The 11,851-nt window shown below is 68.4% G+C and carries 11 protein-coding genes; 5 read left to right on the plus strand and 6 right to left on the minus strand.

Features of this window, described 5'->3' with window-relative positions; genetic code table 11:
* The first annotated feature begins 253 nt into the window (after positions 1-253).
* Positions 254-928, plus strand: a complete 675-nt coding sequence (locus tag V8J36_RS06525; protein WP_336466470.1) for an outer membrane protein — start codon at positions 254-256, stop codon at positions 926-928.
* A gap of 59 nt (positions 929-987) precedes the next feature.
* On the opposite strand, the gene V8J36_RS06530 is transcribed toward V8J36_RS06525, so the two are convergent.
* The 6 genes from V8J36_RS06530 to betI form a co-directional block, all read right to left on the minus strand.
* Complete coding sequence (locus V8J36_RS06530) at positions 988-1,941, minus strand: homocysteine S-methyltransferase family protein (protein WP_336466471.1); 954 nt, start codon at positions 1,939-1,941, stop codon at positions 988-990.
* A gap of 93 nt (positions 1,942-2,034) precedes the next feature.
* Positions 2,035-2,301 carry a helix-turn-helix domain-containing protein gene (locus V8J36_RS06535; RefSeq protein ID WP_336466472.1) on the minus strand — a complete coding sequence of 89 codons (267 nt, stop codon included), beginning with the start codon at positions 2,299-2,301 and terminating at the stop codon, positions 2,035-2,037.
* Between the two features lie 233 nt (positions 2,302-2,534).
* Positions 2,535-4,208: a choline dehydrogenase gene (gene betA / locus V8J36_RS06540; RefSeq protein ID WP_336466473.1), complete on the minus strand. Its 1,674-nt coding sequence runs from the start codon at positions 4,206-4,208 to the stop codon at positions 2,535-2,537.
* 189 nt (positions 4,209-4,397) lie between these two features.
* Positions 4,398-5,849, minus strand: coding sequence for a betaine-aldehyde dehydrogenase (gene betB, locus V8J36_RS06545; RefSeq protein ID WP_336466474.1), 1,452 nt, complete (start codon positions 5,847-5,849; stop codon positions 4,398-4,400).
* A gap of 48 nt (positions 5,850-5,897) precedes the next feature.
* A complete protein-coding gene (gene betC, locus V8J36_RS06550) occupies positions 5,898-7,406 on the minus strand; it encodes a choline-sulfatase (protein WP_336466475.1) in 1,509 nt (502 codons plus the stop codon).
* A gap of 2 nt (positions 7,407-7,408) precedes the next feature.
* Positions 7,409-8,023 (minus strand): choline-binding transcriptional repressor BetI, encoded by a 615-nt coding sequence (gene betI, locus V8J36_RS06555; protein ID WP_336466476.1) that lies wholly within the window; start codon positions 8,021-8,023, stop codon positions 7,409-7,411.
* Between the two features lie 114 nt (positions 8,024-8,137).
* Between betI and choX the strand changes: the two genes are divergently transcribed.
* The 4 genes from choX (at position 8,138) to V8J36_RS06575 (ending at position 11,756) form a co-directional block, all read left to right on the plus strand.
* Complete coding sequence (gene choX, locus V8J36_RS06560; RefSeq protein ID WP_336466477.1) at positions 8,138-9,058, plus strand: choline ABC transporter substrate-binding protein; 921 nt, start codon at positions 8,138-8,140, stop codon at positions 9,056-9,058.
* Between the two features lie 134 nt (positions 9,059-9,192).
* A complete protein-coding gene (gene choW, locus V8J36_RS06565) occupies positions 9,193-10,059 on the plus strand; it encodes a choline ABC transporter permease subunit (RefSeq protein ID WP_336466478.1) in 867 nt (288 codons plus the stop codon).
* Positions 10,056-11,063: a choline ABC transporter ATP-binding protein gene (choV, locus tag V8J36_RS06570; RefSeq protein ID WP_336466479.1), complete on the plus strand. Its 1,008-nt coding sequence runs from the start codon at positions 10,056-10,058 to the stop codon at positions 11,061-11,063. Before choW ends, choV begins: the two co-directional genes overlap by 4 nt.
* Positions 11,064-11,756 carry a hypothetical protein gene (locus V8J36_RS06575; RefSeq protein ID WP_336466480.1) on the plus strand — a complete coding sequence of 231 codons (693 nt, stop codon included), beginning with the start codon at positions 11,064-11,066 and terminating at the stop codon, positions 11,754-11,756.
* Positions 11,757-11,851 lie beyond the last annotated feature (95 nt).

Genomic DNA, 11,851 nt, shown 5'->3' on the forward strand with positions numbered 1-11,851 from the left:
GGCTACGATGCCAAGGCGCGCCTCCGTCGCGCCGGTTCCATCACGTCCTCTCGACGGGCCAAGGCCCGCCGATGCCGCCGGTCGATTCCGGCGGCTTCCGGCCGTACCGATCGGTTCACGGGTTCGTAGGGAACGCTTAGCCCCGCCGGCGGGTTAGGAAGGCTCGACGCGTCCATGAGCATAAGGATGCGCGCGTCCCCGGCTGGACCCTCTCAGGCCCCGGGACGACGGAATAGAGAGACGGAGACCCTCCATGACCATGACCAAGAAATTCGCGCTCCCGCTGCTGGCGGGTCTGATCGGCGGCGCCGCCGCCCTGCCCGCGCTGGCCGGCGGCTACATCGAGCCGGCCCCCGCGCCGGTGGTGGTCCAGCCCGAACCGGTCCTGAGCTACGGCAACTGGGCGGGTGGCTATGTCGGCGCGAACGTCGGCTGGAACGACGACAAGGCCGACCCGGACTTCGGTGCCACCGGCAGCATGACCGCCAACGGTGAAAGCTTCGGCCTCGGCGCCGGCTACAACTGGCAGTCGGGCGCCTGGGTCTACGGTGTCGAAGGCGATATCTCGACCGCCGACATCAGCGACTCGGAAACCAGCGGCGGTGACGAGTTCGAATCGAAGATCGACACCATGGCCACCCTGCGCGGCCGCGTCGGCTACGACATGGGCAACTGGATGCCCTACGTGACCGCCGGTGTGGCGGCCGCCAAGGCCGACTACAGCTTCGAGAACGCCGCCGGCCGCTCGAGCGACTCCGACACCCTGACCGGCTACACCGCCGGCTTCGGCGCCGAGTACAAGATCAACGACAAGTGGTCGGCCAAGGGAGAGTACCTCTACACCAAGTTCGACGGGCGCTTCGAGGGCGAAGGCGACGTGGATCACGACGTGAACTCGCTGCGCCTCGGCATGAACTACCACTTCTGATCCCGCGGGATCGGAGGTTCGGGGGCGTCCTTCGGGGCGCCCCTTTCGTTTGAAGCGCCTCAGGCCGCAGCGCGGCGCAGGGCGCCGACCTGCCCGGTGATCTCGGCGATATGGCGGGCGTCAGTGCCGCAGCAGCCGCCCCAGACCGTCGCCTCGGGGAAGCGCGCCGCGACCTCGGCCATCTGCCCGCCCAGTTCGACCGGATCGCCATCCTCGAGATGACCCAGCGTGCACAGTGACAGCGTCTCCATTGCCACCGCGTTGGGCAGGAAGCCCCGCAGACGCCGCGTCCAGTCACCTGCCGTCAGCGCCGGCGCGAACTCGGTCGGATGCGTGCAGTTGATCATGTAATAGCAGGGCGCACCGCCGGTCGCGGCATCGACCTCCTCGATCGCCTCCTGCAGCGTGATGCCACCGGCAAGCCGCCCGCCGGGCTGCAGGAAGAACGACACCACCACCGGCAGTCCCGCAGCCACCGCCGCCCGGGCAAGCCCCGTCGACTCGGCAGGTGACGAGAAGGTCATCGCGGTGACCAGATCCGCCCCGCCCTTGCGGAAGGTCGCGATCTGCTCGGCGTGGTAGTCTTCGGCCTCTGCCGCGTCCGGCAGCCGGCCCGTGTCATAGGCATCGCCACGCGGCCCGATCACGCCCCCGACCAGCATCGGCGTCTCTGGCCTCGCATGGTCGCGCGCGATGTCGCGATAGAGGGCGAGGCCGCGAAGGTTGATCTCTTCAAGCGCCTCGCGCGAATAGCCGATGAGCCGGCCCCAGTCGCGGCTGGCGCGGTAGTGCAACCCCTCGTTGATCACGCCGAAGCCGTTGGCCACCGCCGCCGCCGCGATCCTGCGATGATAGGCGTCAAGCGCCGCGCGCCCACGCGGATCGTCCAGAAGCGCGAACCCGCAGAAATGCCGCAGGGTGAAGCCCTTGACGTATTGCATCCAGGTCTCGAACCCGCCGCCAGTCGTCATCAGGCGGCCGTTCATCTGCGGCAGATCGCGTCCGTCCGGCATTTTCCAGCCTCCGCGCCCTACAGGCCCGGACGAAGCATAAACCGAAAGCCGGCCAGCTGTCATGCGCCCCGCACGAGGGCGGCGCGCGACGGCTCAGGCCCGCACGAGCGGGGACAGGTCCTCGGGCTCGGCGCCCAGGCAGAGGGCCAGCTGGCTGGCCTCGAAGGGGCTGGCCGGGCGTTCCGACCGCTCGATCCGGGCGATGTCGTCGATGGCGATGCCGGACAGGGCCGACAGCACCTGACGGGTCATCGGCGCCGCCAGCCGCCAGGCGGCAAGCGCGCTCAGCCCATGCGATTCATAGGCTTCGATGAGGGGGCGGCGATGGCCTGCCCCGAGGACCGATCCGAGATTTTGCACTGGGGTTCTCCCGTTCCGCGGCAAGCGTGCCTGTGGCCGACCTGCGGCGCAATAATGAAATCGCCGCGACGCGGAAACGTTCCATTCCCCTTCGGCGGCGAGGCTGATTTTCGCCGCCGAATCAGTGCATTAGTGGAAATTTGGTTGCATAGGCAAACAAACCGTCAACCCACGGGAGACCAAGGGACGCCGTGGGTTGCATCGTGCAGGAAACACTCCCGCGCCGGGGGCCGCTACCGTTGCGCGACCTGCCAGCGCGGGCTCATCCAGGGGGCCGCGTTCGAGGGGGCGAGCATGCCCTGACCCAGCAGGTGATCGGCCACCTTTTCGCCCACCATGATCGAGGGCGCATTGAGATTGCCATTGGTGATCTGCGGGAAGATCGAGCTGTCGGCGACGCACAGCCCCTCGACCCCGATCACCCGCGCCTGCGGATCGACCACGGCCATCGGATCGTCCGCCGCCCCCATCCGCGCCGTGCCGCAGGGATGATAGGCGCTTTCCGCATGCTCGCGGATGAAGGCGTCGATCTCGGCATCGGTCTGCACCGCGGCGCCCGGCTGGATCTCGTGCTTCACATGCGGCGCGAAGGCGGGCTGGCCGAAGATCTCGCGCGTGAGCCTCACGCAGCGGCGAAACTCCTCCCAGTCGTCGGGATGCGACATGTAGTCGAAGCGGATCACCGGCTTGTCGGCCGGGTCGGCCGAACGCAGCGTGACCGCGCCCCGCGATTTCGAGCGCATCGGCCCGACATGGACCTGGAAGCCATGCCCCTCGGCCGCCGCGCGCCCGTCATAGCGCACCGCGATCGGCAGGAAGTGGTACTGGATGTCGGGATAGTCGATGCCCGGGGCCGAGCGGATGAAGGCGCAGCTCTCGAACTGGTTCGACGCGCCAAGCCCGGTGCCTGTCAGCATCCACTGCGCCCCGACCATCGCCTTGCCCAAGAGGTTCCAGTACTTGAACAGCGTGATCGGCTGCTTGGCCGCGAACTGCATGTAGACCTCGAGATGGTCCTGCAGGTTCGCCCCCACGCCCGGCCGGTCGGCGATGGTCTCGATCCCGTGCGCGCGCAGATGGTCGGCGGCGCCGATCCCCGACAGCATCAGAAGCTTCGGCGTGTTGATCGACGAGGCGGCCAGCACCACCTCGTGCCGCGCCCGGATCACCTCGGTCCGGCCGCGGCGCGTCAGCTCGACCCCCACGGCGCGGCCGTCCTCGATCACCACCCGGCGCGCGAGACCGCGGACGATGGTGACGCGGCCGGTCTTCAGCGCCGGGCGCAGATAGGCGTTGGCCGCCGACCAGCGCCGCCCGCGCCAGATCGTGGCCTCCATCGCGCCGAAGCCCTCCTGCTTCTCGCCGTTGTAGTCGCCGGTCACCTCGTAGCCGGCCTGGGCACCGGCCTCGACGAAGGCCTTGAACAGCGGGTTGGTGCGCGGCCCGCGGGTGACATGCAGCGGCCCGTCATGGCCGCGGAAGGCCGAGCCCCCCCCCGCCTCGCCGCCCGTTTCCCCGCCATGCCAGCTTTCCATGCGCCGGAAGTAGGGCAGCACGTCGGCATAGCCCCAGCCCTGCGCCCCCATCTCGGCCCAGGTGTCGAAATCGCGGGCGTGGCCGCGCACGAAGACCATGCCGTTGATCGAGGACGAGCCGCCGATCACCTTGCCCCGCGGCGTCGCCAGCCGGCGGTTGCCAAGGTTCGGCTCGGGCTCTGACGAGAAGCCCCAGTCGTACATCGCCATGTTCATCGGATAGCTGAGCGCACCCGGCATCTGGATGAAGGGCCCGCGGTCGGAACCGCCGAACTCGACGATGGTCACCGTCCGACCGGCCATCGCCAGCCGGTAGGCCGCCGCCGAGCCGCCCGAGCCCGCCCCCACGATCACATAATCCGCGTCCGCCATCATCCGATCCTCGCGATTGCCCGGCCCCGGGTTGCCGCCCGGCGCCTGCCCCACGGGTCGCCACGGGCGCCGCGCAGGGTAAAACTCGGTTCCCCGCCGCCCGGAACGGGCGGCGCTCGGCCCAACCGTGGACCAGGGGGCGAAGCCCCCGCAGGCCGCGGGCGGGAGCGCCCCGCCGCGGCGCCGCCGTCAGTAAGGAGCGTCCACCGGGCCCAGCCCGAGGTAGACCGACTTCACCTGGCTGTAGTGCTCGATCGCCGCCTTCGCGTTCTCGCGCCCGACGCCCGAGCGCTTGACGCCGCCGAAGGGCGCCTCGACCGGCGTCAGGTTGTAGGCGTTGATCCAGGTCGTGCCCGCCTGCAGCCCCGCGACCATCCGGTGCGCCCGGGCGAGATCGGCGGTGAAGACCCCGGCCGCCAGCCCCTCTTCCGAGCTGTTGGCGCGGGCCAGAACCTCGTCCTCGGTCTCGAAATCGAGCACCGACATGACGGGGCCGAAGATCTCTTCACGTGCGATGGTCATCGCGTCGGTCACGTCGGCGAAGACCGTGGGCGCGACATAGAGCCCGTCCTTCATCGACCCGCCGGTGACCAGCGTCGCGCCCTCATCTTTCGCGACCTGCAGATAGTGCGCCACCTTCTCTGCCTGCGCCTGGGACACCAGCGGACCCATCTGCGTCGCCTCCTCGCGCGGATCGCCGATCACGATCGCTTCCGTGCGTGCCTTCAGCCGCTCGAGGAACTTCGCCTTGATGCCCTTCTGCACGAAGACCCGGGTGCCGTTCGAACAGATCTGCCCGGTGGAATAGAAATTCCCCAGCATCGCGGCGCCCACGGCGTCCTCGACCGAGGCGTCATCGAAGACGATCAGCGGCGACTTGCCGCCCAGCTCCATCGTCACCGCGCGGATGCCCTCGGCCGCCGCCGCATAGACCTTGCGGCCCGTGGCGACCGAGCCTGTGAGCGACACCTTCGCCACGCGCGGATCGGTCACCAGCGAAGCGCCCACCGCGCCGCGCCCCTGCACGACGTTGAACAGCCCCGGCGGCAGCCCGGCTTCGACATAGATCTCGGCCAGTTTCAGCGTGCAGAGCGGCGTGGTTTCCGAGGGCTTGAACACCATCGCATTGCCCATCGCGAGCGCGGGCGCCGATTTCCAGCAGGCGATCTGCGTCGGATAGTTCCAGGCGCCGATGCCGACGCAGACGCCGAGCGGTTCGCGGATCGTGTAGACCATGTCGCGGCCGAGCGGGATCGTCTCGCCGGTCACCGTCGGCGCGAGACCGGCGAAGTATTCCAGGCAATCGGCGCCCGAGGTCGCATCGGCATAGCGCGTCTCGTTGATCGGCTTGCCAGTGTCGAGCGTCTCGAGCTGGCTCAGCTCCTCGTTGCGCTCGCGGATGAGCGCGACGGCGCGCATCAGGATGCGCGCGCGTTCGACCGGGCGCAACGCCGCCCAGTCCTTCTGCGCGCGCGCGGCCGAGGCGAGCGCCGCGTCGATGATCGCGGGCGTGGCCTCGTGCAGGCGGGCGATCACCGCGCCGGTGGCGGGGAAGATCACCTCGATCTCGGCGCCGGCGCTGTCCTCGACGTAAGCGCCGTCGATGAAATGGCTGGCCTTGGGTTGGGCGGTGAGGGTCAAAAGGGCCTCCGGCGGGGATATTTCTGCCAATGCGAAAGAGGGCGGCGCTCACTCCCCGCGGGGGTAGCGCTTGCTCTCCTCGAGAATGTTCAGGTCCATGTGGTTGCGCATGTAGGCCTCGGAGGCCTTCTTCAGCGGCTGGTAGTCCCAGGGGTAATAGCCACCCTGGCGCAGCGCCTCGTAGACGACCCAGCGCCGCGCCTGGCTGGCGCGGACGTCGGCGTCGTAGCGCAGCAGGTCCCAGCGCGTGGCGGCATCGGCCTTCATCTTCGTGAGCACCTCGGCATGGGCCGGGTCGGTGGCGAGGTTGGTCAGCTCATGCGGATCGGCCTCGAGGTCGAAGAGCTGATCGGGGTCGAGCGCGCAGACATTGAGCTTGAAGCGGCCCTCGCGCAGGCTGACGAGCGGCGCGTAGCTGGCCTCGGCTGCGTATTCCATCATGACGGGTGTCTCGCGCGGGGTGCCCGCCGCCGTCGGCATCAGCGAGACGCCGTCGGTCCAGGGCATGACCTCCTCCATCGAGATGCCGGCGATGTCGCACAGCGTCGGGCAGACGTCGATGGTCGAGACCGGATCGGTCACCAGCCGCGGCTCCAGCCCCGGCGCGCAGATCATCAGCGGCACCCGGGCCGAGCCTTCGAAGAAGTTCATCTTGAACCACAATCCGCGCTCGCCCAGCATGTCGCCGTGGTCGGAGACGAACAGGATCACCGCCTCTTGCCGCGTGGCCTCCAGCGCCTCGAGGATCTCGCCGATCTTCTCGTCGCAATACGAGATGTTGGCGAAATAGGCCCGGCGCGAGCGGCGGGTCATCTCGTCGGTCAGGTCGAAATTGTGCCAGTCCGAGGCGTCGAAGATCCGCTTCGAATGCGGGTCCTGATCCTCGTAGGGGATGAGGCCGACCTCGGGTTCCAGATGGGCGCAGTCCTCGTACAGGTCCCAGTGCTTCTTCCGGGCGACGTAGGGGTCGTGCGGATGCGTCATCGAGACGGTCAGCATCCACGGCCGGTCATCCAGACGGCGCCCGAGGTCGTAGACCTTCATCTTCGCCTCGTGGGCGACGTTGTCGTCGTATTCCAGCTGGTTGGTGATCTCGGCGGTGCCGGCGCCGGTCACCGAGCCCATGTTGTGATACCACCAGTCGATCCGCTCGCCGGGCTTGCGGTAGTCGGGCGTCCAGCCGAAGTCGGCGGGGTAGATGTCGGTGGTCAGGCGCTCTTCGAACCCGTGCAGCTGGTCCGGCCCCACGAAATGCATCTTGCCCGACAGGCAGGTATGGTAGCCCGCGCGGCGCAGGTGGTGGGCGAAGGTCGGCACGTCCGAGCGGAACTCGGCGGCGTTGTCATAGACCCCGGTGCGCGAGGGCAGCTGGCCCGACATGAAGGCCGCCCGCCCCGGCGCGCAGAGCGGCGAGCCGGTGTAGGCGTTGCGGAACCGCACCGAGCGTTCGGCGAGCTTCTTCAGGTTCGGCGCATGCAGCCAGTCGGCCGGCCCGTCCGGGAAGAAGGTCCCGTTCAGCTGGTCGACCATGAAAATCAGGATATTGGGCCGCGTCACCGTCACTGTCCTTTCCGCGCCTGTTGGCTTGCCGCGGCCGCGCCGCGGGCGAGTTCCGTTTCGAGATGTCCCATCACCAGCGCCGCCGCAGCCGCGCGGTCGGGCACGCTGCGCCCCAGCGCCGCACGCAGGTAGACGCCATCGATGAGCGCCCCCAGCGAATCGGCGATTCGTCCTGCCTCGGCCCCGACCAGCGGCCGCAGGTTCACCACAAGATTCGAGCGCAGCCGGCGCCGGTAGATCTCGAGCAGCCGGTGCGCCCCGTCCATGGTCTGGGCCAGCACGTAGAAGTTCATCCAGGCCGCGATCACCTCGCGCCGGAAGTTCATCTGCGAGAACGAGACCCGCACGATCGCCTCGATCCGGTCGCGCGGCCCTTCGACCGTGGCGAGCGCGCCGCGGACCTCGGCGCCGTATATGCCTAGAATGTGTCGCATTGCGGCAAGAAAGATCGCCTCCTTAGAGCCGAAGTAATGGTGCGCCAGCGCCGAGCTGACGCCGGCCCTGCGGGCGATCTGTGCCACCGTGACCTCCAGGGTTCCGGTCTGGCCGATCTCCTGTATGGTCGCGCGCACAATCTCGGCGCGGCGGAGCGGTTCTGCTGCTGGGCGTGCCATGGTGACCCGTTAAATGAGTTGCATTGTGATCCTAGAGATGAGTTAATTGACTCGTCAATCAAGAAACCCCGGGTCCTCGAGCCCGAGCCAACATGACGCACAGGGGAGTGCCACATGACGAAATTCCGCGACCTGACGCTTGCTGCATCCGCGATGGCCCTGCTGGCCGCCCCCGCCTTCGCGGCCTGCGACAGCGTGACCTTCTCGGATGTCGGCTGGACCGACATCACCACCACGACCTCGGCCGCCAAGCAGGTGCTGGAAGGCCTTGGCTACGACGTGGACGTGAAGATCCTCTCGGTCCCGGTCACCTATGCCTCGATGGATGCGGGCGATGTCGACGTCTTCCTCGGCAACTGGATGCCGGCGCAGGAAGGCGCGATCAAACCCTATCTCGACAAGGGCACGATCGAGAAGCTGAAGGTCAACCTCGAGGGCACCAAGTACACGCTGGCCGTGCCGACCTATCTCTATGACAAGGGCCTGCACAGCTATGCCGACATCGGCAAGTTCAAGGACGAGCTGGAAGGCAAGATCTACGGGATCGAGCCGGGCAACGAGGGCAACGGCTACCTGATCTCGCTGACCGAGAAGGGCAAGCCGCTGGAAGGCTTCGAGGTTGTCGAAAGCTCGGAACAGGGCATGCTGGCGCAGGTCTCGCGGCTTTACCCGTCGCAGAAGGGCGTCGTCTTCCTTGGCTGGGAGCCGCATCCGATGAACGCCCAGTTCGACCTGAAGTACCTGCCGGGTGGCGAGGACTTCTTCGGCGGCGAGGGCGTGGTGCAGACCGTGGTGAAGAAAGGCTTCGCCGCCGACTGCCCGAACGTCGCCAAACTGCTGGAAAACATGACCTTCTCGCTTCCGATGGAAAACGAGATCATGGGCAAGATCCTCAACGACGGCGAGGATGCGGACAAGGCCGTGAAGGACTGGGTCGAGAAGAACCCGCAGGTTCTGGACACCTGGCTTGCCGGCGTGACCACGCTGAAGGGCGAAGAGGGCCTGCCGGCCGTGAAGAAGGAATTCGGGCTCTGACCCCGAACCGACCGGAACGGGGGCCACGCGCCCCCGTTTTCCTGACGGCCCGTCCCTGAGGGCCGACGGGCGCCCGGGGCCAGACCCCGCGCCCCCTCCCCTGTCAAGCCAACCGCAACGGAGCGCCAGAGCGCATGGATTTCCTCGACGATCTGTTCGAGCCCGTCACCGATATCGTGACCGATACCAAGATCCCCGTCGGCAAATGGGCCAAGACGGTCTTCGACTGGCTGAACGCCCATGGCGGGCCGGTCTTCGACTTCATCGGCTCGGTCCTCGGCTGGGTGATCGACACGATGCTCGACATCCTCGACGCAATTCCCGCCCCCCTGCTGATCGTGCTGCTGGTGGCCTTCGCCTGGGCGATGCAGCGCAGCTGGAAGATCTGCCTGCTGGTCGCGGCGGGCTTCCTGTTCGTGCTGAATCAGGGCTACTGGGACGAGATGCTGCAGAGCCTGACGCTGATCCTGTTCAGCTGCGCCGTCTGCATGGCGATCGGGGTGCCGCTGGGCATCGCCGCCGCGCACCGCCCGCGCCTTTACGCCGCGATGAGCCCGGTCCTTGACCTGATGCAGACGCTGCCGACTTTCGTCTACCTGATCCCGGCCATCGTCTTCTTCGGCCTTGGCATGGTGCCGGGCCTGATCGCGACCGTGGTCTTCGTGCTGCCCGCGCCGATCCGGCTGACCTACCTCGGCGTCTCTTCGACCCCTGCGGCGCTCCTGGAGGCCTCGACCGCCTTCGGCGCCACCAAGTCGCAGACGCTGTGGAAGGTGGAACTGCCCTACGCGCTGCCGCAGATCATGGCGGGCCTCACCCAGGCGATCATGCTGTCGCTGTCGATGGTGGTCATCGCCGCCATGGTCGGCGCGAATGGCCTCGGGGTGCCGGTGGTGCGGGCGCTGAACTCGGTCAATACCGCGCTCGGCTTCGAATCCGGCTTCATCATCGTCGTCGTGGCGATCCTTCTCGACCGCATGCTGAAGGTGGAACGCAAATGAACGCTGTGGAATTCGACAACGTCTCGATCGTCTTCGGCGACAAGGCGCAGGCGGCGCTGCCGCTGATGGACGAAGGCAAATCGCGGTCCGAAGTGCAGCGCGCCACCAGTCAGGTGCTGGGCGTGCACAACTGCACGCTCACCGTGGCCGAGGGCGAGATCCTCGTGCTGATGGGTCTGTCCGGCTCGGGCAAGTCGACGCTTCTGCGCGCGGTCAACGGGCTGAACCCGGTGGTGCGCGGCGAGGTGCGGGTGAACGACGGCGGCAAGATGGTCTCGGTCACCAAGGCGACCGAGAAGACCCTGCGCCACATCCGGCAGGAACGGGTGGCGATGGTCTTCCAGCAGTTCGGCCTGCTGCCCTGGCGCACGGTGCGCGAGAATGTCGGGCTCGGGCTCGAACTGGCGGGGGATCCGCCGGCGAAACGGCGCGAGATGGTCGACCAGCAGCTGAAGCTGGTGGGCCTCAGCGACTGGGCCGAGCGGCGCGTGGGCGAATTGTCCGGCGGCATGCAGCAGCGCGTGGGCCTCGCCCGCGCCTTCGCGACCGAGGCGCCGATCCTGCTGATGGACGAGCCCTTCTCGGCGCTCGACCCGCTGATCCGCTCGCGGCTGCAGGACGAGCTTCTGGAACTGCAGGCGAAGCTGAAGCGCACCATCATCTTCGTCAGCCACGACCTCGACGAGGCCTTCAAGCTTGGCAGCCGGATCGCGCTGATGGAGGGCGGCCGGATCGTGCAATGCGGCACCGCGCGCGAGATCATCGCCAATCCGATCAACGACTATGTCGCGGATTTCGTGGCCCACATGAACCCGCTGGGCGTGCTGACGGCCGAGGACATGTGCGAAGAGGGCGCCGCCCCCGGCGCGCCCGACCTGCCCGCCGATGCCCCGGTGCGCGAGATCATGGAGGCGCTGAAGCACCATCCCGCGGTCTCGATCGCCGGCGGTCGCCGAGTGACGCGGGAAGGCGTGATCGGTCGGCTGATCGACCCGCGCGGCTGAGTGACGGCCTTCGAACGGATCGCCGAACAGGGTCCCCATGCCGTCGACTTCCTCGATGGCGCGGGGGCCGACCTCGTCGTGGCCTTCGCCTCGATCGGCCATGACCCGACGCGCCCGCCCTCGCCCGAATTCGTGGCGACGGCCACGGGTCGCGGCACCCCCGCCGCTCCCCGCCGCGCGCTCTTCGTCACCGACGCCGCCCGCAGCTGGGCCACCGCCCCCGGCTTCGAGGCAACGCTGACCGCGGCCTTCGCCCAGGTCACCGCCCGTGCCCCGGTCCGCAGCCTCGTCACGCTCGGCCTATCCATGGGCGCGGTCGCGGCCCTCGCCGCCGCCCGGACGCTGCCAGCCCGCGCGGTGCTGGCCTTCGGCCCCCAGGCCGACCCTGCCCTGCCCGGAGAGACGCGCTGGCGCGACTGGACCGCCGCCCTGCCGCCGCTGCGCCCCCAGCTGCCCGACACCGCCTGGACATTGCTCTTCCACGGCCTTCAGGACGACGCCGCCCAGGCGGAAGCCTTCCCGCCTCGCGCGGGCCAGGATCACCTCCTCTACCCCGACCAGTCGCACTCCAGTCTGGTCCCGTATCTGAAGGCCCGCGGCGCCCTTGCTGGCCTCGTCGAGGCCGCCCTCGCGGGCGACCGCCGCCGCCTGCTGCGCATCGCCGCCTCGACCGGCGCCACCCGCCGCCGCTGACGAAAAGAGGCGCGCCCTCTCGGACGCGCCTCTCTTTCGCATTGGCTCAAATATCCCGGGGGGAGGCCCGGCACGGGCCCGGGGGGCAGCGCCCC

Source organism: Frigidibacter sp. MR17.14, assembly GCF_037095735.1.
In the GTDB taxonomy this organism is placed as follows: Bacteria; Pseudomonadota; Alphaproteobacteria; order Rhodobacterales; family Rhodobacteraceae; genus Frigidibacter.